We start from the raw sequence: 23,426 nt of genomic DNA on the forward strand, positions 1-23,426 counted from the left end.
GCACCATTTTTCCAGTTGAACTCATCATCTTGGCCCAGCCCTCCACCAATGGCACAGCCCGACATGCCGCTGGACTCGCCCGCCGAAACAACTTTGCTCTCACCCGGCCGCATCCGGATTCAATTTGCTTGGTGATGGCCTCACCCTAGGGCAAACTCCCTGCCGGGGCTGCAGGAGGTGAAATGAAAGCACGCGCAGCGACGCTCGGGGATCTCGAGGATGTCTTCCATGGCCTGTCCAAGCGGATGTCGGACGAATACGCGGCGGCCGGCAAGGACAGCAAGGTCGCCTACGACAATCTGATGATGAATCTGAAGGAAGGCCGGGCGCACGCGCTGGTCGAGGGCGAGAAGGCCGTGGCGATCATCGCCTGGCATGAGAACAGCGATGCCGCCGATACGCTGTTTGCCGCGCAGGAGGATTTTTTTCGGGCCTCGACCGTGCGGTTCTGCAAGCGGCATATCAGGCACATCCAGGCACTCGCCGGCAATCTTCCCATCCATTCGCGCAGTTGGCTGCAGGGGCCTGACGTCGCCAGATGGTTCGGTGTCATCGGCTATGTCGAGAACGGCCAGGAGAATGGTGCCAACCTGTTTGAGCTGCCGCCGGCCCGTGCTGCGTAGACCGTCAAAACCACTATGAGGTGAAATCGGCCATTCGGGCGGATACCTCAGCATTCAAAGAAGCTGTCCGACGCGATCTCGAAGCTGCACCAGCAGGGGTCGACATGTGGTTTTCGCCGGCCTTCGGCCTGAAGCCTCCACCCACACCGGGAAGTCGCGGAGACGCTGGGTAATCACCCATCACGGCATGGCGTACGAGCCTCGTTGATTTCCAGGCGCTTCCTGCGACTATCGGCCTATGTGATTGCGGCAGATAGAGGTCGAAACAAATGTATCCCGAAGATTCCGATCATATGTTCGTCGACCTTGTACCCGAGCAATTTGGCGGGTCGGAAAGCATCGTGGCGCGATATCGCGGGCTTGTCGCCACCGCCTTTCGCTATCGATCCGGCGTTGCCGGTCTTCGCATCAGCAATGCGAAGGGCGAAATCGTCGTGCTGCCGTTCCAGGGACAGCAGATTTGGGACGCGACGTTTGTCAACCGCTCGCTGACCATGCGCTCGATGTTCGACGAGCCGGTGGCGACCCGGGATTATCTCTCCAACTACGGCGCGTTCTTCATTCACTGCGGCGCCACCGCTATGGGCAATCCGGGTCCGGTCGACCACCATCCGCTCCACGGTGATCTCCCCAATGCGCCCTACCGGGACGTGCAACTGATCGTCGGCAGCAATTCCGAAGGGCCTTTCATGGCGCTGACGGGACGCTGCCGACAGACCGTCGCCTTCAGCCACGACTACATGATGAAACCTACGGTGCTGCTGCAACTCGACGCCAGCGGCGTCAATGTCGATGTCAGCATCATGAACCTGAAACACTCGCCCATGGATCTGATGTATCTTGCGCACATCAATTTCAGGCCGGCGGACGACGGGCGTCTGGTCGACACCGTAGCAGATGATTCCACGGACATTGTCGTGCGCCAGGTGCTTCCGCCCTTTTTCACGCCGAGCGAAAACTACCTTGCCTACCGCGATGCCATAGTCGCCGATCCTTCGCGGCATCGTCTGCTGACCAAGGGCGAGCCGATAGACCCCGAACTCGTACTGACAATGAAGGCAAGGGCGGATGCCGAGGGCTGGGCGCACGCAGTGCAGGTCCACCCTGACCAGACAGCGGATTTCGTCAGCTTTCGCCCATCCGAGCTCAACTACGCCGTTCGCTGGATCACGCGCGGCGCCGACCAGGATGCGCTTGGCCTCGTGCTTCCGGCGACCGCCGAGCCCGATGGCTATCTTGCGGCCAAGGAAAGAGGCCGCCTGGTTCGCGTCGCCGCAGGGGAAACATTCCGCTGCGGCTTGCGATTTGGTGCAATGACCGCTGAGGAGGCCGCAAGGCAGGAACGGTTGATTTCAAAGGTTCGGGCCGAGAGCGCCTAGCGCGCGTCCCGTATCGAGAACGCGGCCCGCACGGCCCGGTTGACCGTCACCGGCGGGATCGACATGTGGTTCTCGCCGGCGTGCAGCTCGAAGCTGGCGCGGACGCCCGGGAGGATACCAAGGCGCTCCGCCATCAGCCGCGCGAGTTCGTCGGTGCGGGTGAGCTTTTTCTGCGCCAGGCGCTTTTCCTCGTCATCGGCACCGATCTGGAATGGTGCCAGCTTCTCTGTCTCGTACTCGCCGGCCGACAGGATCACGTTGGCCTTCAGGCCATCGGAGGCGGAAGCCTCGAATGTTTCGAGAAAACGGTCGATGGCGCGGTCTTCCCAATAGATGGCGGGACTGGCCGCGATGAAGGTCCGGAACGAATGCGGGCGCGTGAACAAAGCGTAGAGCGCGAACAGGCCGCCAAAGGAATGGCCGTAAAGCGCTTGGCGCTCCGCGTCGATTCTTGTCCGGCTGGCGACCCAGGGCTTCAGCTCATCCTCGATGAAGGCGACGAATTGCCGTGCCCCGCCAGTCCTGACTTGCGGCGCGCCGTCATGGAAGGGCGGATAGGTCTTGCCCGGCGGCGCGCCGAGGTCCCATGAGCGGCGCAACGGGTCATAGGCGCCCTCGACAGGATAGCCGATGGCGACGATGACGCCCCAGTCGACATTGGTGCCCAGGGGATAGAAGGCCTGCGCGCGCATGGCGTCGACCGCCGCGCCGACGACGGCGTTGCCGTCGGTCATGTAGAGCACAGGCCACCCGGCCTCGGGCGCCGGCCCGGACGGCACATGGATGAAGACCCGCCAGGGGTCGCCGCCGCGCTTGGGGACAAAATCGTGGACGGTGGTGTCGGCGATCAAGGCGGGCGATGCCTTTGGCGGGGCGGACATGGCTATCTCCGAGGGTACAAAATCAGCGGCGGCGCAAGAGCCACATCAGCACCGGGCCGCCGATCAGCGTGGCGACGATGCCGGCCGGGATCTGGCGCGGGAAGATGGCGGTGCGGCCGATCCAGTCGGCGCAAACCATGATCAGCGCGCCGGCGAGCACCGCGCCGACGGCTTGCGGCACCGCGCGCGACAGGCCGAGGCGGCGCGCAAGGTGCGGCGCCATCAGGCCGATAAAGGTCAGCGGTCCGACCACAAGCGTCGAAGCGGCGGTGAGCGCTGCAACCATCAAAAGCACCAAAAGCCGCGTTGCGCGCAGGTTGATGCCGAGGCTTTGCACCGCGGCGGGCCCGAGGGGCAACATGTCCAGCCAGCGCACAAAAAGCGGTGCGAGCAGGAACAGGCAAAGGGCAATCGTCGAGGTAAAAAAGGCCGAGCCCGCGTCGACGCCGTAAGTCGAACCGGTGAGCCAGTTGAGCAAAAGCATGGCGCGCGGGTCGCCCGTGGCGGTGAGCACCAGGATCAGCGCGTCGAACAACGCCGTCAGCGCGACACCGGCCAGCAACAGCCGCTCCGGCGCATAGGCGGCGCGGCGGCCGATCGCCAGCGTCACCAGCAGTGCGGCGAAGGCACCGATGGTGGCGGCGGCGGTCTGAACGGGACGGCTGGCATCGGACAGCGAAAACAGCGCCACCATCATGCCGAGCGCGGCACCGGCGCTGATGCCGAGCACTTCGGGGCTGGCCATCGGATTGCCGGTCAGACGCTGCATCATCAGCCCGGCCAGCGCCAGCATGGCGCCGGCGGCAAGGGCAGCAGCGACGCGGGGCAGCCGCCAGGACAACAAGGGCAGCAACTGATCGCCGGACGCGATTGTCCAGCCATGCGGCCCCGGCGCGTAAAGCAAGGCCAGCCCGAGCAGCAGAAGCAGGAGGCCGCCGATCGCCGCCAGCGCGAGGCCGGAACGGCGGGCACGTGGCAGGCGCTCCGAACCGAGCGCCGGCGTCTCAGTGCCAAACGAAAGGCGCGGCAGCAGCCAGAGCAGCAGCGGCGCGCCGAGAAGTGGCGTCATGGCGCCGGTCGGCAGCAGGTCGCCTTGCGGCCCGGTCGCGACCTGCACGCCCTGATCGGCGGCCCACAGCAAGGCACCGCCGATAAGCGCGCCATTACCAGTTGCTGGCCAAGCCGGCGGGCGCCACCGATGCGGGCAAGGGTGGCTGCGGCAAGGCCGATGAAACCGATGACGCCAACGGCAGCAACGACAAAGGCGATCAGCGCCACCGCCGCCGCCAGTCCGGCGAAGCGATAGGCGCCGAGCGGGACGCCAAGGCTGCGCGCGCCTTCATCGTCGAGGCCAAGCAAGGTCAACGGCCGCACCATCAGGCCGATCAGCAGCGCGGCAGCGCCCAGGCGCGGCAACAGCCATAGCGTCGTCGACCAGTCCTGCTGACCGAGCGAGCCGGCGCCCCAGATGAACAGGCTGGCCAGCCATTCATGCCGCAGCACCACCAGGGCCGCGCCGATGGCGCCGGCATAGAGGCTGACGACCAGCCCGGCGAGCACCACCGAAAGCGGCGACAGGCCCTTGTGCCAAGACAGCGCGAAGACCGAGGCAAGGGCGGTGAAGGCGCCGGCAAGCGCCACCCATTCGCGGCCATAGGCAAGCAGGGCCGGCGCAAGCAGCGTCGCCAATGCCAGCGCCAGATAGGCGCCGGCTGAGACGCCGACGGTTTCGGGCGCAGCCAGCGGGTTGCGCAGGATCTGTTGCAACACCGTCCCGGCCAAACCGAGAGCCGCGCCGCACAGAAGGCTGACGGCAAGCCTGGGCAAGAAGGCATAGTGGACGAGCACCTGCCGCATGTCCTCGATGTCGGGGCTTGCGAGCGCATCGAGCCACAGCGCCGGCGGCAATTGCACTGTTATGTTGGAGAGGGTCGCGACAGCGGCAGCGCCAACAAGCACGGCGCAAAGCAGGATCGCGCCTATGGGATACCTGTCTGACATGCGAGGCGACGACGCAGGACCGGAGATGAGGCTGGCGCTGTCGGACAAGATTGCTTGCTGCTCAGCCACCGGCGCGCTCCGCTGCCAGCGCCTCGGCCAGCAATCGGGCAAAGCGGCTCGCCGAAGGCAGCGTGCCGAACATCAGAACGGGGGCAAGACGCATGATCGAGTGGTTGCGCACGAATGGCATGGCGTTCCAGACCGGGCTTTCGGTCAGCGTGCCGCCCGCCCCTTGGGGCAAGGGTTCGAGATAGGCAAGGCGGGTATTGCTTGACGTCGCCAGCCCGTCGATGCCGACGGTTGCAAATCCCCAGTAATTGGTCTCGCCGGTCCAGGCGTTGGGGATGCCGATGCGGTCGAACACCGCCTGAAACAGACTTTTCTCGCCATAGACGCGCACATTGCGCGGATCGCGGAAGTTGACGACGTAGATCGGCCGCGCCGAGAGCGGCGCCAACTGCCGCCTAACATCGGAGAAACAGGCCTCCGTTGCCGCGATCAGTGCCTCCCCTTCGCTTTCCCTACCGACAAGCGCTGCCAGTTGCCGGGTCGCCTCGATGGCGCGCTGATAGGGCTGACCGTCCAGCGTGTAGATGCCGATCGTCGTCACCGGCGCCACGCGTTCGAGCAGTGGCTTGATGCCGTCGAGATAGGGGATGGAGAGGATGATGTCGGGGCGAAGCTGCTGCAGGAATTCGAGATTGGGCTCCAGGATCGTGCCGATATCGGCAAACTCAGGCGGCAATGGCGGCTCGACCACCCACTTCTCCCAGACCTCGCGGTCGGCGACCGCGACCGGCGTGACGCCGAGCATGAGCAAGGTCTCTGCCAACCCGTCGTCGAGGCAGACGATGCGCAGCGGCTTCGCCTCGGCCGCTCGGGGCATGAATGCGGCCAGTGGCGTTCCGAACAGAGCGAGTGCGCCGCGCCGAGTCATCCCGCCGCGCGAGCGATTGGCCGGGCCTGCCGGACGAATCTCCTGGTTTGTTTCCAACGTGGTTTTGCCTGTCCGGGACTCTGGCATCGAGCTGCTCTGCTGGGTGACTATAAAACATGACTTTCATAGTCAACATTGAAGATGCAGCGGGCATCAACAATCCAGCCGGCGCATGCCGACGCTGCGACTCCCCGCCGCAGTCGCGCACCGCCCTGCCGGCACCGAATTGATCGGCGGCATCATCTTTTCCCCGCGAACACGGTGCGTATGGAATGGGACGACGGCGTGCCATCCGCGCGCAGACGCGCGTTGCATTCGGGCCATGTGCCCGAAAAAGCGGTGACAAGTGCGGCCGGAACGTGTTGAAGATGACAGTCAACACGTGGAGGGGCGTGCGATCGGGTTGCACTCGGCAAGTGTTGATGGTTTGTTGCCGGGCAGCGGAGAACGAGTGATGCGAGAATCCATTGGTCAAGACGAATACGGGTCGGCGAACCCCTTCGATCCGGATGACCTGCCTAATTTGAACGCGATCGGGCCAGCCATTGGCGGCGGCAACGATTTCGAGAAGTATGCCGTGGCGGTGATCATCGTGTTCGGCGCCCTGATCATTGGCGGACTGATGGCCGCATCGATGACCTTCGGCCATCGCAACGGCTTCCTGTTCGCGCTCGGCGGCGCCACTTCGGCCTGGATCTCCGGAAATGCACTGTTGCTCGACCGGCCGCGTATCTACGCGCTGTTCGTCGGCATCGCCGCCCTGATGCTGATCGCATCGACCATCACATTGATTACGTGACGGCCGTTGCCCGGCCGTGAGCCGGCGCCTGTCCCGGAGTCCACCTCGATATCAGTATCCAAGCGCCTCGCCAGACGCGGCGCGGCTGTCGATGGCGCCGTTGTAGCGCGCCCCGCCGCCTTTCTCGATTTCCGCCAGGCTCTTGCCGCCAACGAGAATGCCGGCCGCCTGGCCCCAGGTCTGGTCACTCAGATCAAGGTGGTAACCCATGCCGGCCAGCAGCCTTTCGGTGTCCGGCGACAGCCCGAACGGCTCGACATAGACAGTATCGGGCAACCATTGATGGTGGATACGCGGCGCGTCGATCGCCTCCTGGATATTCATGCCATGGTCGATGACGTTGACGATCGCTTCCAGCGTGATGGTGATGATGCGCGAGCCGCCCGGACTGCCGATGACCATGAACGGCTTGCCGTCCCTGGCGACGATGGTGGGGCTCATCGACGACAGCGGCGTCTTCTTCGGCTGGATGGCGTTAGCCTCGCCTTGCACCAGCCCATAGAGGTTGGGCACGCCAGGTTTCTGGGTGAAATCGTCCATTTCATTGTTGAGCAGGATGCCGGTGCCGTCGGCCACGACGCCGGCGCCGAAGGAGCCGTTCAGCGTGTAGGTGACGGCGACCGCGTTGCCGTCCTTGTCGATGATCGAATAATGCGTCGTCTCCTTCGACTCGCCAAAGCCCTTCGGCATCAGGTCCTGCGACACGCCGGCCCGGAACGGGTCGATCTTATCGCGGATATCCTTGGCGTAGGCTTTGTCCAGCAGTTTCGAGACCGGGTTGTCGACGAAATCGGGATCGCCGAGGGCCGAGTTGCGGTCTACGTAGGCGTGGCGCATGGCCTCGACCATGACATGCACCGTCTCGGCCGAGCCGGCGCCGAGATAGGATAAGGGATAGCCTTCAAGCACGTTGAGGATTTCGCAGATGATGACGCCGCCGGAGCTTGGCGGCGGCGAAGAGGTGATCTCGTAGCCGCGGTAGGAGCAGGTCACGGGTTTCAGTTCGCGCACCGCATATTGTTCGAAATCCTGTTTGGCCAGGATGCCGCCCTTGGCACCGCTCGCCTTGACGATGGCGTCGGCGATGGCGCCTTTGTAGAAGGCATCGGGGCCCTTTTCAGAGATGGCCGAGAGCGAGGCGGCAAGGTCAGGCTGGGTGAGCCGCTCACCGATGCCGTAGGGCTTGCCGTCCGGTTTCAAGAAGGCCGCCGCCGCCGCCGGATCCTTCGCCAGCCGATCCGCGCTGCCGGCAAAAGAAGCGGCATCACCCTGATTGAGGATGAAGCCATCCTTGGCATAGCCGATCGCCGGCGCCATCAGATCCTGGCGGGACAAGGTGCCATATTTCTCGCGCGCCATTTCGAAGCCGGCCACCGAGCCCGGCACGCCGACAGCGAGATAGCCGTCCAGGCTGGCGCCTTTCACCGGATTGCCGTCCTTGTCGAGATACATGGTCTTGGTCGCCGCCAACGGCGCGCGCTCGCGAAAATCGAGGAAGGTCGATTTACCATCGGCGAAACGAATGGTCATAAAGCCGCCGCCGCCGATATTGCCGGCATTGGGGTAGACGACGGCCAGGGCATAGCCGACGGCCACAGCCGCGTCGACGGCATTGCCGCCCTTCTTCAGCACCTCGACGCCGACTTCCGACGCCAGATGCTGGGCCGTCACCACCATGCCATGCTCGCCCTTGGCCGGTGCGAGTGACGCAGCGAAGACGCTCGTCAATGGCGCGAGGGCGAAGGTGATGGAAAGACTGGCGGCGATCAGTGTCCGACGGGTGAGATGCATGGCGGGTTCTCCGGGCGGGGGCGCCTAGAAGACCGTGTTGGAGTGATCGAGTCTACTGACAATTGAAGGAGCGTGAGAAAGAGCCCCCTCACCCGGATTGCCAACCGAATTGCGAAGAGCAATTCGGGGCAATCCGACCTCTCCCCGAGGGGAGAGGAGCTTGCGCCAGCGCCTACCTCTTCTCCCCTCGGGGAGAAGGTGGCCGCGAAGCGGCCGGATGAGGGGGCTGGCTCGGCCTAGACAATCCCGCCCGAACCGCCCGCAACCGCAGGGCGTTCAGCCGCGACCTTCGCCCGGTAGCCTGCCGCGCGATAGGCGGCGACCGGGTCGATGGCGCCGCCGGTCTTCAGCCGCGCCATGGCCAGGATCGGCTCGACATCGGTGCGGTAGGCCACCTTTAGCGTCTGCGTCGCCATCAGCGCGTCATTGCCGTCCTGAAAGCCTTCGAGCGCTTTGCGGTCAACCAGCAGCGCCTGCGCATAGGCGCGCTGCACCTCGACCGCCGAAAGCATCAGGCTTTCAATCGGATCGGTGACGTTGTGGCTCTGGTCGAGCATATGGGCGGGCTCAAACCCTTCGGCGCTGGACAGCTCGGCATCCACCAGTTCGTTGAAGACCAGGAACAGGCGGTAGGGATCGATCGAACCGGCGTCGAGGTCATCGTCGCCATATTTCGAATCGTTGAAGTGGAAGCCGCCGAGTTTCTTGAACTGGATCAGCCGCGACACGATCATCTCGATGTTGACGTTGGGCGCGTGATGACCGAGGTCGACGAGGCAGAACGCCTTCTCGCCCAATTCCTTGGCGATCAAATAATTGGTGCCCCAGTCCTGCACGACCGTGGAATAGAAGGCCGGCTCGTACATCTTGTGTTCACTGAACAGCTTCCAGTCGGCGGGCAGGCCGGCGTAGATTTCCTTCATGGCATCGAGATAGCGCTCGAAGGCTTTGGCGAAATTGACCTGGCCGGGAAAGTTCGAGCCGTCGCCGATCCACACGGTCAAAGCCTTGGAGCCAAGCGTCTTGCCGATCTCGATGCATTCGAGATTGTGCTCTATCGCCTGGTGGCGCGTGCCGGCATCGGCGTGTGACAGCGAGCCGAATTTGTACGAGAGTTTCTGGTCCCTGGCATCCGAGAAGGTGTTCGAATTCATGGCATCGAAGCCGAGGCCAAAACGCGAGGCCGACTGCTTCAGCCGGTTCGGATCGGCCTTGTCCCACGGAATGTGCAGCGAGACGTTCGGCGTCGCCTGCGTCAACTGCTTGATGACGGCGCAGTCCTCGATCTTGTCGAAGATGTCGCGCGGCTCGCCGGCGCCGGGGAAGCGGGCAAAGCGGGTTCCGCCGGTGCCGACGCCCCAGGAGGGGATGGCCACGGCGAATTTCTCGACCTTGTCGCGGATGGCGTCGATGGCGATCCCGCGCCGGTCGAGGCGTTCTCCGAGCGAGGTGTAGTCGCGCTCGAGATCGGCCTTGCGGTGGGCGTTTTGGCTGGCGACGAGGTCGGCGGAGATAATGGTTTCGGACAAGTGCTGGTTCCTCCCAATATGTTCGGGCAGCGCTGCCCCTCATCCGCCTGCCGGCACCTTCTCCCCGTATAGTGACGGGGAGAAGGGCGAAGCGGCTATCGCGTAAAGCTCTGCGCGTTGCCGGCGTCGACGTTGATGATGTTGCCAGTCGATTTGGCTGACATGTCGGAGGCGAAGAAATAGATCGCTTCGGCGATGTCTTCGGGAAACACCGAGCGCTTCAGCATCGAGCGCGAGCGGTAGTGCTCTTCCAGATCGTCGGTGGACATCTTGTAGGCGGCGGCGCGCTGTTCCTTCCACTCACCGGTCCAGATTTTCGAACCGCGCAGCACGGCATCCGGATTGACGACATTGACCCTGATCTGGGCCTCGGCACCCTCAAGCGCCAGGCAGCGTGCGAGGTGGATTTCGGCGGCCTTGGCGGTGCAATAGGCTGCGGCGTTGGGCGAGGCGGCAAGGCCGTTTTTGGAGGCGACGAAGACGACATTGCCGCCGATCTTCTGGACGCGGAACAGCCGGAACGCTTCGCGCGACACTAGGAAATAGCCGGTCGACAATATGTCCATGTTCTTGTTCCACAGCGCCAGCGTCGTCTCCTCGATCGGCGCCGAGGAGGCGAGGCCGGCGTTGGAGACCAGAATGTCGATGCCGCCGAACTCGACCGCCGTCTCCGCAAAGCCTGAGACGACCTGATCCTCCGAGGTGACATTGATCAGCACCGGGCGGACGAAGTCCTTGCCGTAGGCTTTCGCGAGTTCCTCATTGGCGCTGGTGAGCGCGCCCTCATCGATGTCGGCCAGCACGACGCAGGCGCCTTCGCGCAGCAGCCGGTTGGCCGTGGCACGGCCGATGCCACCGGCGCCGCCGGTGACCAGAGCGATCTGGCCGGCGAGCGACTTCGGCTTCGGCATGCGCTGCAGCTTCAGATCCTCAAGTAGCCAGTATTCAATATCGAAGGCCTCTTGGGCGGGCAGGCCGACATAGGACGAGACGGTCGAGGCGCCGCGCATGACGTTGATGGCGTTGACGTAGAACTCGGCGGAGATGCGCGCGGTGGCCTTGTCGCCGGCGAAGGTGAACATACCGACACCTGGCATCAGATAGACCACGGCGTTGGGATCTCGGATGGCCGGCGAATCCGGATGCTTGCAGCTGTCGTAATACGCCTGGTAGCCGACACGATAGGCGGCCACGTCCTCGCCGAGGCGGGCGATGACGGCATCGACATCAGGCTTGGCCGGATCGAATTCGATGACCAGCGGGCGGATCTTGGTGCGCAGGAAATGGTCCGGGCATGAGGTGCCGAGGGCTGCCAGCGGGCGCAGATCCCTGGAGTTGACGAATTCGAGCACGGCGGCGGAATCGTCGAAATGGCCGAGCTTGTGGCTCTTCTCCGAGATCAGGCCACGGATTTTAGGCATCAGTTTTGCCGCGATGGCGCGGCGCTCAGTGGCATCGAGCGACTTGACGACTTCGCCGCCAAAGATGGCGAGGCCTTCGGAACGGCGCTCGAACCACTCGATCGCCTGATTGATCACCGAAATCGTCGTCTCGTAGCATTCCTTGGGCGTGTCCCCCCAGGTGAACAGGCCATGGCTTTCGAGAATGACGCCCTTGGCACCGGGATGTTCGAGGCAGAATTTTTCCAGCCACAGGCCAAGTTCGAAGCCCGGGCGCTTCCATGGCAGCCAGCCTATGGCATCGCCAAATATCTCCTTCGTCAGCGCTTTGGAATCTTTCGCTGCGGCGATCGCGATGATGGCGTCCGGATGCATGTGGTCGACAAAAGGCTTCGGCACATAAGCATGCAGCGGCGTGTCGATCGAAGCCGCACGTGGATTGAGGTTGAAAGTGCAGTGGGGCAGGAAGCCGACCATCTCGTCCTCGTGCTCAACGCCACGATAGAGGCCTTTCAGCGCGCGCAATTTGTCCATGTAGAGGGTGGCGAAACCGTCAAGCTTGATCGAGGCGCTGTCGCCACCCGAGCCTTTGACCCAAAGCACTTCGGCGTTCTCGCCGGTGAGCGGGTCTTTCTGCCAGATCTTGGACGAAGTGTTGCCGCCGCCATAATTGGTGACGCGCTTGTCGGAGCCAAGCGTGTTCGAGCGATAGACCAGAAGCTCGGGATCGCTCATCCCCTTGGCTTTCGCATCATCCCACAGATTGGCGAGGCGCGAGCCGGAGCGCTTGTCGAGCATAGGTATCCTCCCTGGGACGCAAAAGCCGCAGTCCATTTTGCCGGGAATGTCTACGCAAGCCGGCCTGATGTCAATCACAAACGATCAATATCGATCATATTGCACGCACAATGAAATTATATGATCGGAAATGATTGACACTGCTCGTTTTGGGTGCCTAGATGGCCAGGCAGGGAGGAACCATGCACGAAAAAGAGCGCCACAGGATCATTCTGTCCGCCGTCCAGGAAAAACCTGTGGTGACGGTGCAGGAGATGGTCGACCTGACGGAGTCCTCCGAGGCGACGATCCGGCGCGACATCGCGGCTCTTCACGTGCAAAAGCGCCTGCGCCGAGTGCGCGGCGGCGCCGAGGCGATCTCGCCGCCACAGTTCATCGGCCTGGCCGGCCGGCCTTTTTCCGTCAACGAAACAATCAACGCTTCGCAGAAGCGGGCGATCGCCCGCGAGGCTGTCGAATTGTGCGGGGATGGCGAGCCGATCATCATCAATGGCGGCACCACCACCTTCCAGATGGTGCATTTTCTGACCGGCCGTCGCATGCCGATCTTCACCAATTCGTTCCCGATCGCCGAGCATCTGCTCAAGCACTCCAAGAACACGGTGATGCTGTCGGGCGGCACGATCTATCGCGAGCAGAACATCATCCTGTCGCCCTTCGACAATGACGTAACACGCAATTTCTACGCGCGCCGCATGTTCATGGGTGCGCAGGGTCTGGGGCCGCTCGGCCTGATGGAAGGCGATCCGCTGTTGATCCAGGCGGAGCAGAAACTGATCGACCAGGCCGATGAGCTGGTGGTGCTGGTCGATTCCTCGAAATTCCGCAAGCGCTCCAGCCTGATCCTGTGCGGCCTGTCGCGCATCGCCACCGTCATCACCGATGACGGCATCGAGGATCGCGAAGCCAAGATGTTGGAGACCGCTGGTGTGACGCTGATCGTCGCCCGCAAGTCGGCGAAGGAAGAATCTTCACTGCAGGCCTGAGAGACCCTCACGCCGCAGCGACGATGGAATGCAACGCTCAAGGGAGGATATACGATGAGCTTTTTGAAGAAATTGATGGTGACGGCCGCGTTCTCGGCCGCCATGTTCGTGAATGCCGCCTATGCTGAAAACGTCAAGATCGCACTGGTGGTGAAGTCGCTCGGCAATGGCTTCTTCGACGCCGCCAACAAGGGCGCCGAAGAGGCGGCCAAGGAACTCGGCGATGTCGACATCATCTACACCGGCCCGACCAAGGCGACCGCCGAAGCGCAGATCGAAGTGGTCAACTCGCTGATCGCCCAGAAGGTCAACGCCATCGCGATTTCGGCCAATGATGCTGACGCGCTGGTGCCGGTGCTGAAGAAGGCCATGGAGCGCGGCATCACCGTCATCTCCTGGGATTCGGGCGTCGCCAAGGAAGGCCGCCAGCTTCACCTCAACCCGTCTGACACCGGCCTGATCGGCGAGACCATCATCAAGCTCGCCGCCGACTATCTGCCGGAAGGCGGCGACGTCGCCATCCTGTCGGCCTCCTCGACCGCGACCAACCAGAACGCCTGGATCGACGCGGCCAAGAAAATCCTGCCGGGGAAGTTCCCCAAGATCAAACTGGTCGCCACCGTCTATGGCGATGACGACTCGGCCAAGAGCACCGACGAGGCCAAGGGCCTTCTGAAGTCCTATCCGAACCTCAAGGCGATCATCGCGCCGACCACCGTCGGCGTCGTTGCCGCCGCCCAGGTCGTCACCGATGAAGGCCTGATCGGCAAGGTCAATGTCACCGGCCTGGCGCTGCCGTCGGAGTTCAAGAAGTTCATCGACAACGGTTCGAGCCAGGCGGTCGCCCTGTGGAACCCGATCGACCTCGGCTACTCCGCCGTCTACCTCGCCCATGACCTGGCGGTGAAGAAGGACGAAGCCAAGCCCGGTGCCACGCTGTCGATCGGCCGCGTCGGCAAGGTTACGCTCGACGACACCAACTCGGCTGCGATGGCTCCGCCCTTCCAGTTCGACAAGTCCAACATCGAGAAGTTCTCCAAGATCTATTGATCTGGAGCTCTCTCAAACTGACGCGGCGGGGGTCACGCCCCGCCGCGACTTTAAACGGACCTTGTTTCAGGGCTTGATACTGATATGGACACGACAGCCCACAACGGCACGGTGAAGGAACGGCCCTTGGCCTCCACGCCACGCCTGACGCTGTCCGGCGTCTCCAAGAGCTTCCCGGGGGTGCGCGCGCTGCACAATGTCAGCCTGTCGCTCTATCCAGGCCAGGTGACCGCGCTCATCGGCGAAAACGGCGCTGGCAAGTCGACTCTGGTCAAGATCATGACCGGTATCTACCAGCCCGATTCGGGCACGATCAGCATTGACGGCCAGGCCGTCACTCTGCCCAGCGCGCACGCCGCCTTCGGTCATGGCGTCACCGCCATCCATCAGGAAACCGTGCTGTTCGATGACCTTTCAGTCGCCGAAAACATCTTTCTCGGCCACGCACCCCGCTCTCGCTTTGGTACCATCGACTGGCGCACCATGCGCAAGAATGCGCGCGAAGTGCTCGACACCATGCATGCCGGCCATATCGATGCCGATGCGCGGCTCAAGGATCTCGGCATCGCCAACAAGCATCTCGTCGCCGTGGCGCGGGCCATGTCGATCGACGCACAGATCGTCATCATGGACGAGCCGACCGCTGCCCTTTCGATGAAGGAGATCGAGGAGCTTTTCTTGCTGATCGAGTTCCTCAAGAGCGAAGGCAAGGCGATCCTGTTCATCAGCCACAAGTTCGATGAGATTTATCGGATCGCCGACCGCTACACCGTGTTCCGCGACGGCGAGATGGTCGGCGAAGGCCTGATCAAGGATGCCGGCCAGAGCCAGATCGTGCGCATGATGGTCGGCCGCTCGGTCGACCACATCTTCCCGCAGCGCAGGGCAGAGATCGGCGCACCGGTGCTTTCCGTCTCCGGCCTGTCGCATCCGACCGAGTTCAACGACATCGGCTTCGAGCTGCACAAGGGCGAGATTCTCGGCTTTTACGGGCTTGTCGGCGCCGGGCGCAGCGAGGTGATGCAGGCGATTTCGGGCATCACGCGCACCACAAGTGGCACGATCATTTTGGAAGGCAAGGTAATCGCGCCGAAATCGGCGGCGGATTCGATCGAGGCCGGCATCGTCTACGTGCCCGAGGAGCGCGGCAAGCAAGGCGTGGTGATCGGCCTGCCGATCTTCCAGAACGTCTCGCTGCCGTCGCTCAAGCGCACCTCCAAATCAGGCCTGCTGCGGCTGGCGGAAGAGTTTGCACTCGCCCGCTCCTACACCGAGCGGCTTGATCTCAGGGCGTCCTCGCTCAGCCAGGATGTCGGCACGCTGTCGGGCGGCAACCAGCAGAAGATCGTCATCGCCAAATGGCTGGCGACCGCGCCCAAGGTGATCATCCTGGACGAACCGACCAAGGGCATCGATATCGGCTCCAAGGCCGCCGTGCATGGCTTCATGGCCGAACTGGTGGCGCAAGGCCTGTCGGTGATCATGGTGTCATCGGAACTGCCAGAGATTCTCGGCATGTCCGACCGCGTCGTCGTCATGCGCGAAGGCCTTGTCGCGGCCGTCTACGACAACAAAGGGCTGGACGCCGAGACGCTGGTCCGGACGGCAGCGGGGATCGCGGCATGAAGGCTTTCCTGAAGTATCGCGAGATCTGGCTGGCCACGGCCATCATCGTTTTGATCGGGCTGATCTCGACACGCTTCCCGGCCTTTGCCGATCCCGGCAATCTGCGCCAGGTGTTCAACGACACCTCGATCCTGATGATACTGGCGCTTGGCCAGATGGTCGTCATCCTGACGCGTTCGATCGACCTGTCGATGGCCTCCAATCTCTGCTTCACCGGCATGGTGGTGGCGATGCTGAATGCCGCGCATCCGGCGATCCCGATCCCGCTGCTGATCGTCATCGCGCTCGCCGTCGGGCTGGTGCTCGGCGCCATCAACGGCCTGCTGGTATGGCGGCTGAACATCCCCTCGATCGTGGTGACATTGGGCACGCTGACGATCTATCGTGGCGCCACCTTCGTCCTTTCCGGCGGCGCCTGGGTCAATGCCGACAAGATGAGCCCTGATTTCATCGGCTTTCAGCGCGCGGCCTTCCTCGGTGTTCCGGTGTTGTCGTGGATCGCCATCCTGGTCATCGCGCTGTTCTTCATCCTGATGACGCGCACCGCGCTCGGCCGCTCGATCTATGCGATCGGCGTCAATCCGACGGCGTCGGTCTATACCGGCATCGATGTCGGCCGCACGAAATTCATCGTCTTCTGCATCTCCGGCATGATCGGCGGGCTTGCCGGTTACCTCTGGATCTCGCGCTATGTGATCGCCTCGGTCGAGGTCGCCAACGGCTACGAGCTCAACATCATCGCCGCGTGCGTCATCGGCGGCATCTCGATCGCCGGCGGCATCGGCTCGGTTGGCGGCGCGGTGCTGGGCGCGCTGTTCCTCGGCATCATCTCCAATGCACTGCCGGTCATCAACATCTCGCCCTTCTGGCAGATGGCGATTTCTGGCAGCGCCATCATCCTCGCCGTCGTGCTCAATGCGCGCGGCGAACGCCAGCAGGGCCGCATCATCCTGAGAAAGGCCGAGGCGGCGACATGACCGACATCCCTGCCCCGCGCCATATTCCCGACCGGCTCGACAAGCCGTTCCGCTCGGCGATCTTTTCCTGGGAAGCGCTGCTGGTTGTGGTGGCGGTTGCCATCTTCATTATCAACAGCTTTGCCTCGCCCTATTTCCTCGATCCCTATTCGCTGTCGGACCTGACCTTCAATTTCACCGAGAAGGGCCTGATCGCCTTTGCCATGGCGCTGCTGATCATCTCCGGCGAGATCGACCTCTCGGTCGCCGCCATCATCGCGCTCGCCTCGACGATGATGGGTATGGCGGTGCAGGCGGGTGCGGACACACCGACCCTGGTGCTGATCGGCGTCGTTGTCGGGCTCGTTTGTGGTGCCTTCAATGGCTTGCTGGTGACAAGGCTTGGTTTGCCCTCCATCGTCGTCACCATCGGCACGATGAGCCTGTTTCGCGGCATTGCCTTCATCATCCTCGGCGACCAGGCCTACAAGGGCTATCCTGAAAGCTTCGCCTTCTTCGGCCAGGGCTATGTCTGGTGGGTGGTGTCGTTCGAGCTGGTGCTCTTCCTCATCGCGGCTGTCGTCTACTGGTTCCTGTTGCACAGGACGAGCTTCGGCCGCCGTGTCTTTGCCATCGGCAACAATCCCGTGGCCGCACAGTTTTCGGGCGTGCGCGTCGGCCGCATCAAGTTCATCCTGTTTTGCCTGACCGGCCTGATGTCGGGCATCGCCTCGGTGCTGATCACCTCGCGGCTGGGCTCGACCCGCCCGTCGATCGCACAAGGCTATGAGCTCGAAGTCATCACCATGGTGGTGCTCGGCGGCGTGAGCATCCTCGGCGGCGCCGGCAGCATTGTCGGCGTCGTGCTCGCCGCCTTCATCATGGGGCTGGTGACCTTCGGACTTGGCCTGCTCAACGTGCCCGGCATCGTCATGTCGATCTTCATCGGCTTGCTGCTGATCATCGTCATCGCCCTGCCGATCGTCTGGCGACGGCTGCGTGGTAACAGCTGATGGCCGATATCATGGAGACCAAGCCGGACAACGAGCCGCTGGCCATGCCGCTGGAAACAATGTTCCATATGGCATGAGTGCGATCCGCCATATCGCCGTCATCGACATCGGCAAGACCAACGCCAAGGTGGCGCTGGTCGATCTCGTCACGCTGAGCGAAGTCGCACTGCGCCGGACAGCCAATGCGCCAGTCGGGCGGACGCCCTACCCGCATCACGATGTCGAGGCGCTGTGGACCTTCATCCTCAACAGTCTTGCCAGCCTCAACCGCGAACAGCGCATCGATGCGATTTCAATCACAACGCACGGCGCAACCGGCGCGCTGGTTGATGCCGCGGGCGAACTGGTGCTGCCCATACTCGACTACGAGTTCGACGGACCCGATAGGCTTTCGGCAGAGTATGATGCAATCCGCCCGCTCTTTGCCGAGACCGGTACGCCGCGCCTGCCGCTCGGCCTCAATCTCGGCGCGCAGTTCTTCTGGCAGCAGAAGCGCTTTCCGGTTCAGTTCGCCAGGGCTGCCGCGATGCTGATGTACCCGCAATACTGGGCGCTGCGGCTCACAGGAGTGGCCGCCAACGAAGTAACGTCGCTCGGCTGCCACACCGATCTGTGGAACCCGTGGAGTGCTGACTTTTCGACGATGGTCGACCGTCTGGATTGGCGCGGCCTGATGGCGCCGGTGCGGCCGGCGAGGGATCGGCTCGGCCCGATCCTGCCCGCGCACGCCGCGCGAACCGGGCTCGATCCGCAAACGCCGGTCTTCTGCGGCCTGCACGATTCCAACGCCTCGCTGCTGCCGCATCTTCTGTCCGATGCCTCGCCCTTCTCGGTCGTCTCGACCGGCACCTGGGTGGTGTCGATGGCGATCGGCGGCCGAGAGATTGCGCTCGATGCGGCGCGCGATACGCTGGTCAATGTCAGTGCGCTTGGCGCTCCCGTTCCCTCGGCCCGCTTCATGGGTGGCCGCGAATTTTCCGTGTTGACCGCTGGCAAGCCACAGAATGCAAGCGGAAGCGATGTGCTTGCGGTGCTGGCAAGCAAGACGTTGCTGCTGCCGTCAACTCAACAGGGGTCTGGACCGTTCCCGCATCATGCGGCGACGTGGCTCAATGCTGGAGACATGAACAAGGGCCAGCGCTTCACCGCCATCTCGTTCTATCTGGCGCTGATGACGGCAACCTGCCTCGATCTGATCGGCGCCGACGGCCCGACAACGGTCGAAGGACCCTTTGCCCGCAACCGGCTGTTTGTCGGCATGCTGGCGGCGGCGACCGCGCGTAGCGTCGTCGCATCCGAGGCCGCAACCGGCACCAGCATTGGCGCAGCATTGCTGGCATCGGATCAGGTAACGACGCACGGCAAGGGCGAAAGAATAGAGCCGCCTGCCGACCCGGTCTGGGCCGACTATGTCAGCGCATGGCGCGCGGCGGTCAAAGCGCTGGGCTGATCAGAGGATCCGCTTGCCGAAGGCCGACATCACGAAGTTGACCGTGTCAGTGCCGATCCGAGGCTCCAGATCCGCGGTCAGGCCGGAAACATCCATCGACAGCAGGCCGCCGGAGAGCGCGATCGCCTCCATCGCCTGATGCGTTTCGCGCACCGTCAGCCCGCCGGAGCCAGCCGTCCAGCCGGCGAATTCGGTCGCTGTCGGCGAGTAGCTGACATGGAAACCTTGCGTGCCCGAGGTGGCGATACGGATCGCCTCATGCATCAGGTCGCGCATGCCCATGGCGTCGATGTCGGTCATGGTGAAGGCCGACACGCGCGAATCCTTCAGCACCCGCGCCTCGGCGGGATCGGCATGGCGCAGGCCAACGATGACGACATTTTCCGGCGACAGCTGCGGCTGCAGCGCGCCGGCCTTGTGGTCGAGACCAAGGGTACGCGCCAGCACCGAGCCCTCCGGCAGGTCGATACCGTCCTCGTCCTCGGGCATCAGGGCAGCGATTGAATCGATCCAGATCAAGCCGAAGGAATGCGTCGCGCGTGCCGTCGCGGTCAGCGCCTTGTGGGCGATACGTCGATCGACGCCGGCGGCGAGCCGGATCAGCCCGGAGGGTGGCCGCTCTATATCGGCCAGTTCTACGACGTCGAAATTCATCGCCTCCAGCCGCGCGCCGGTTCCCTCCCGGGCGAGGATGCCAGCGGCTTCCTGGTCAGCCGAGATCGACACCATCTTGCGGCCGGAAAAGTCGGCAACGTCGTGCATCGGGGCTTTTTCGACATATTCCGAAGTCATCGCCAAAAGCATCGCGCCATAACTCATGCGAAAGGCGACGCGATCGCCGACGGTCGGCCTCGGATCGGCGTCCTGCACATCGAGCAGCAGATGGTCGCTGGAGGCGCCGAGCACCCTGATCCCCCTGGCGATCGGCGTCAGCCCCTCGACCAGCACGTCCTCGCGGCCGATATTGGCGATGGCGCGCAGCCGGTCGCCTTCGTCGGGAAAGACCGGCTGGTTGCCGAAAGCGTCGTAACCGGACTCGCCGATCGGCCGTGACGGCTTGAGCTTGACCTCGATGATGTCGCTGGTCAGGCGGCAGGCATCGGGTTCGAGTTCGGCCCACGGAACATCGCGGAAGGTCTCGACACCGCCTTGCAGGATCGCCTCGCCGACCCTGAGATTGTTGATGCCGGCCGGTAGCTTGCCTTCGAGCAGCAACGTCAGCGAGGACGAGGCGCCGCCGGAAATGAAGTCGAGGCTTTTGCCGGACAGGCGTTCGGTCTTGTAGGCATGGGCAACGAGTTGCCCGAGATTCTCCGGCGTCGGCATGATAGCGCCGAAGCAGCCGAGATTGGTGCCGATACCGGCGATGCGCACGCCCTTGAATTCGAGGATGCGCTCGACGGTAGGGATCAGGTCGCTCGGCCAGATGCCTTCGCGGAGATCGCCGAGATCGATCATCAGCATGATATCGTGGACGCGGCCCATGCGCTCGGCGATACGCGAAATCTCGCGAATGGTGGCGAGTTCCGACTGCAGACTGATGTCGACCGTGCGCACCACCTCCTCGACGCGCGCCATGGGCGGGCTGCGCAGCAGCATGATCGGCGCGTTGATGCCGCTGTCACGCAGCCGGCGGATGTTTTCGAAACGCGATTCGGCAATACCGGCAACGCCACCGCGCAGCATGGCGCGCGCCACTTGCGGCATGCCACAGGTGCCCTTGGTGACACCGAACACCTTGATATCCGACAGCGCGCAGCGTTCGACGATGGTGCGGGCGTTGCGCTCGATGCGGCCAAGGTCGATGGCGACTTGCGGTCCCGACATTTTTATCCCCTGTAGACCAATCCTTGTGGATCGATCTCCGGCTTTCGCCCGGCGACGAGGTCGGCCAGGAATTTTCCCGAGCCGCAGGCCATGGTCCAGCCGACATGGCCGTGGCCGGTGTCGAGATAAAGGTTGCGGTATTTTGCCTGACCGATGACCGGCACCGAGTTCGGCATCATTGGCCGCAGACCCGCCCAGAGCACGGCCTTCTTCTCATCAAAGGCGCCGGGGAACAGATCCTTGCCGGTCCTGAACATGGTGGCAAAGTCGCTCGGTTTGTGGGTGCGGTCGAAGCCGGTGAATTCGGCGGTCGAAGCCAGCCGCAATCGATTGCCAAGGCGCGAATAGGCCATCAGCTGGTCCTCGTCGGCGCCGCCCATGGTTGGCCCCTTGCTCTCGTCTTCAAGGGGAACCGTCGCCGTGTACCCTTTCACCGGATAGACTGGCAGGTCGATGCCATAGCGGCGGCCGAGCAGGCCACTTTCCGGACCCATCGAGATGACGACTGCGTCACCCGTCACCGGTCCGGCTGAGGTCATCACCGCGCGCACCCGGTCGCCCTCGATGTCGAGGCCTTGAACCGTCGTGTCATAGAGAAATTTCACGCCGAGCTTTTCGGCCGCATAGGCAGCGAGCCCGTCGACGAAGATCCGGGAATCACCGGTCTGGTCGATCGGCGAATAGACGCCGCCGGCGATCTTTTCCTTCACCCCGGCGAGGCCGGGTTCCAGCTCGACCAGCCGGTCGCGGCCGACGATCTCGATCGGCAGGCCGTGCTCGGCCAGATAGCGATAATTGTCGGTGCCGGTGTCGAGACTGTGCTGCGAGCGGAAGAAGTAGAGAATGCCTTTCTTGCGCTCGTCATAGTGGATGCCGGTATCGGCCGAGATGGCGTTGATGCAGTCGCGCGAATAGAGCGCCAGACGCAGCTTGACCTGGCTGTTGGCGCGCAGGCGCTCTCTTGTGCACTGGCGCAGGAAGCGCAGGCTCCAGGCGAGAAAATAGGGATCGAAGCGCAGCCGCACCTTGATGCCGAGATCGTGGTTGTACAGTGCGCGCAAAAATGTCGTCAGCGCCGCCGGCGAGGCCCAGGCGGTGGCATCACCCGGCGACACTAGGCCGGCATTCGACTGGCTGGTGCCGCGCGCCGGCGCCGCATGGCGCTCGATCACGGTGACTTCGTGGCCGTCGCTGGCCAGATAATAGGCGGCCGCCGTACCGACAACACCGGCTCCGAGCACCGTTATTTTCATGCCATCCCCCAAAGCTCTTCGCGGCGCGGCGCCTCCACGCCGGATCGCGAATGCTTTCCATAGCGCTTCGCCGCGCGCCTTGCGAGCCCTGAGGGTTGGCTCAGCCCCGCGCGGAATTCTTGCTGGTCAGGATACGTTCCCACGCGAGCGCGTCGGCAACGATCTGGTCGAGGTCGTCGCGTTGCGGGGTCCAGCCGAGTTCCGCCCGGGCAAGGTCCGAGTTGGCGACCACCGCAGCGGCGTCGCCAGGGCGCCGATCGCCCATCTTCACCTCGAAATCATGGCCGAAGGCGCGGCGCACGCTGTCAATGACCTCGAGCACCGAATAGCCATGGCTGTAGCCGCAATTGGCAACGAGGCTTTGTCCCCCGGCGCGTAGCCGCTGCAAGGCGAGGCGATGCGCCGCGGCCAGATCGCTGACATGGATATAGTCGCGCATGCAGGTGCCATCAGGCGTTTCATAATCGGTGCCGAACACCTGCATGAACGGCCGCTTGCCGAGCGCGGTCTCGCAGGCAACCTTGATCAGATGCGTGGCGCCCGGCGTCGACTGGCCGGTGCGACCCTTGGGATCGGCGCCGGCAACGTTGAAGTAGCGCAGCGCCGTGTACCGCAAGGGATGTGCCATCGCCGCATCGCGCAGCATCCATTCGCTCATCAGCTTGGACAGGCCATAGGGCGATTCCGGCGCCAGGCGGGCATCCTCGCGTACCGGCTCCAGCCCGGCGCCACCATAGACGGCGGCGGTCGAGGAAAAAATGAAGTTGGGCACGCCCTCGCGCACCGCGGTTTCGATCAGCGTGCGGGACTTCGAGGTGTTGTTCTCGTAATAGGCGAGCGGGTCGGCGACCGATTCCGGAACCACAATCGAGCCGGCGAAATGGATGATGGCGTCGACATGGTTGTCCCTGATGATCGAGCCGACCAATTCCTTGTCGGCGACATCGCCGACGACGAGCTTTGCCTCCGGCGCCACCGCCCACTCGAAGCCTGTCGAAAGCCGGTCGAGAACGACCACGCTCTCGCCCGCATCCAGCAATTCCCAGACCATGTGGCTGCCGATATAGCCGGCCCCCCCTGTCACCAAAACTGTCATCCGCGACCTCGCATCTCAAGATTTATCGGAA

Annotated in this window: 17 protein-coding genes and 2 pseudogenes; 10 read left to right on the forward strand and 9 right to left on the reverse strand. The window is 63.4% G+C overall.

Annotated elements, in window-relative coordinates; genetic code table 11:
* The first annotated feature begins 182 nt into the window (after window positions 1–182).
* Window positions 183–623 carry a hypothetical protein gene (locus tag A3A9_RS0131630; RefSeq protein ID WP_027062199.1) on the forward strand — a complete coding sequence of 147 codons (441 nt, stop codon included), beginning with the start codon at window positions 183–185 and terminating at the stop codon, window positions 621–623.
* 341 nt (window positions 624–964) lie between these two features.
* Window positions 965–2,002: an aldose 1-epimerase family protein gene (locus tag A3A9_RS39890; RefSeq protein WP_161634558.1), complete on the forward strand. Its 1,038-nt coding sequence runs from the start codon at window positions 965–967 to the stop codon at window positions 2,000–2,002.
* On the opposite strand, the gene A3A9_RS0131640 is transcribed toward A3A9_RS39890, so the two are convergent.
* The 3 genes and pseudogenes from A3A9_RS0131640 to A3A9_RS0131650 all read right to left on the reverse strand — a co-directional run bounded on the left by A3A9_RS0131640 (window position 1,999) and on the right by A3A9_RS0131650 (window position 5,821).
* Entirely contained in the window at window positions 1,999–2,883 is an 885-nt protein-coding gene (locus tag A3A9_RS0131640) for an alpha/beta hydrolase (protein ID WP_027062200.1), read from the reverse strand. The genes A3A9_RS39890 and A3A9_RS0131640 overlap by 4 nt on opposite strands.
* A gap of 22 nt (window positions 2,884–2,905) precedes the next feature.
* Window positions 2,906–4,884 (reverse strand): annotated as a pseudogene (gene fhuB, locus A3A9_RS41400) (Fe(3+)-hydroxamate ABC transporter permease FhuB).
* 61 nt (window positions 4,885–4,945) lie between these two features.
* Window positions 4,946–5,821 (reverse strand): ABC transporter substrate-binding protein, encoded by an 876-nt coding sequence (locus A3A9_RS0131650; protein WP_033838922.1) that lies wholly within the window; start codon window positions 5,819–5,821, stop codon window positions 4,946–4,948.
* Between the two features lie 454 nt (window positions 5,822–6,275).
* Between A3A9_RS0131650 and A3A9_RS46400 the strand changes: the two genes are divergently transcribed.
* Window positions 6,276–6,620: a hypothetical protein gene (locus A3A9_RS46400; RefSeq protein WP_080680926.1), complete on the forward strand. Its 345-nt coding sequence runs from the start codon at window positions 6,276–6,278 to the stop codon at window positions 6,618–6,620.
* Window positions 6,621–6,671: 51 nt separating this feature from the next.
* Here A3A9_RS46400 and ggt read toward each other — a convergent pair whose 3' ends face one another.
* The 3 genes from ggt to A3A9_RS0131670 form a co-directional block, all read right to left on the reverse strand.
* On the reverse strand, window positions 6,672–8,411 hold the full coding sequence (ggt, locus tag A3A9_RS0131660; protein WP_027062202.1) for a gamma-glutamyltransferase: 1,740 nt from the start codon (window positions 8,409–8,411) through the stop codon (window positions 6,672–6,674).
* A gap of 236 nt (window positions 8,412–8,647) precedes the next feature.
* Window positions 8,648–9,940, reverse strand: coding sequence for an L-rhamnose catabolism isomerase (gene rhaI, locus A3A9_RS0131665; RefSeq protein WP_027062203.1), 1,293 nt, complete (start codon window positions 9,938–9,940; stop codon window positions 8,648–8,650).
* Window positions 9,941–10,035: 95 nt separating this feature from the next.
* The gene (locus tag A3A9_RS0131670) at window positions 10,036–12,138 is read right to left on the reverse strand and encodes a bifunctional rhamnulose-1-phosphate aldolase/short-chain dehydrogenase (protein WP_027062204.1); all 2,103 of its coding nucleotides are present in this window, start codon (window positions 12,136–12,138) and stop codon (window positions 10,036–10,038) included.
* A 182-nt stretch (window positions 12,139–12,320) separates the two neighbouring features.
* Between A3A9_RS0131670 and A3A9_RS0131675 the strand changes: the two genes are divergently transcribed.
* From A3A9_RS0131675 to A3A9_RS0131700, 7 genes and pseudogenes are all read left to right on the forward strand, one after another.
* Window positions 12,321–13,124: a DeoR/GlpR family DNA-binding transcription regulator gene (locus A3A9_RS0131675; RefSeq protein ID WP_013897232.1), complete on the forward strand. Its 804-nt coding sequence runs from the start codon at window positions 12,321–12,323 to the stop codon at window positions 13,122–13,124.
* 54 nt (window positions 13,125–13,178) lie between these two features.
* Complete coding sequence (gene rhaS / locus A3A9_RS0131680) at window positions 13,179–14,174, forward strand: rhamnose ABC transporter substrate-binding protein (protein ID WP_027062205.1); 996 nt, start codon at window positions 13,179–13,181, stop codon at window positions 14,172–14,174.
* An 84-nt stretch (window positions 14,175–14,258) separates the two neighbouring features.
* Window positions 14,259–15,800: a sugar ABC transporter ATP-binding protein gene (locus A3A9_RS0131685; RefSeq protein WP_027062206.1), complete on the forward strand. Its 1,542-nt coding sequence runs from the start codon at window positions 14,259–14,261 to the stop codon at window positions 15,798–15,800.
* The gene (locus A3A9_RS0131690; RefSeq protein ID WP_027062207.1) at window positions 15,797–16,777 is read left to right on the forward strand and encodes an ABC transporter permease; all 981 of its coding nucleotides are present in this window, start codon (window positions 15,797–15,799) and stop codon (window positions 16,775–16,777) included. Before A3A9_RS0131685 ends, A3A9_RS0131690 begins: the two co-directional genes overlap by 4 nt.
* A complete protein-coding gene (locus A3A9_RS0131695; RefSeq protein WP_027062208.1) occupies window positions 16,774–17,769 on the forward strand; it encodes an ABC transporter permease in 996 nt (331 codons plus the stop codon). The genes A3A9_RS0131690 and A3A9_RS0131695 overlap by 4 nt, the downstream gene beginning before the upstream one ends.
* Window positions 17,769–17,846 (forward strand): annotated as a pseudogene (locus A3A9_RS46405) (L-rhamnose mutarotase); the annotation flags it as partial. The gene A3A9_RS0131695 and the pseudogene A3A9_RS46405, both read left to right, overlap by 1 nt.
* A complete protein-coding gene (locus tag A3A9_RS0131700; RefSeq protein WP_027062209.1) occupies window positions 17,843–19,219 on the forward strand; it encodes an FGGY-family carbohydrate kinase in 1,377 nt (458 codons plus the stop codon). The pseudogene A3A9_RS46405 and the gene A3A9_RS0131700, both read left to right, overlap by 4 nt.
* Here the strand turns inward: A3A9_RS0131700 and A3A9_RS0131705 are convergent, their stop codons facing one another.
* The 3 genes from A3A9_RS0131705 to galE form a co-directional block, all read right to left on the reverse strand.
* A complete protein-coding gene (locus tag A3A9_RS0131705) occupies window positions 19,220–21,046 on the reverse strand; it encodes an alanine racemase (RefSeq protein WP_027062210.1) in 1,827 nt (608 codons plus the stop codon).
* Between the two features lie 2 nt (window positions 21,047–21,048).
* Window positions 21,049–22,299, reverse strand: coding sequence for a D-amino acid dehydrogenase (locus tag A3A9_RS0131710; protein ID WP_027062211.1), 1,251 nt, complete (start codon window positions 22,297–22,299; stop codon window positions 21,049–21,051).
* A gap of 100 nt (window positions 22,300–22,399) precedes the next feature.
* Window positions 22,400–23,395, reverse strand: a complete 996-nt coding sequence (galE, locus tag A3A9_RS0131715) for a UDP-glucose 4-epimerase GalE (RefSeq protein ID WP_027062212.1) — start codon at window positions 23,393–23,395, stop codon at window positions 22,400–22,402.
* Window positions 23,396–23,426 lie beyond the last annotated feature (31 nt).

Source organism: Mesorhizobium loti CJ3sym, from assembly GCF_000472785.1.
GTDB lineage: Bacteria > Pseudomonadota > Alphaproteobacteria > Rhizobiales > Rhizobiaceae > Mesorhizobium > Mesorhizobium loti_E.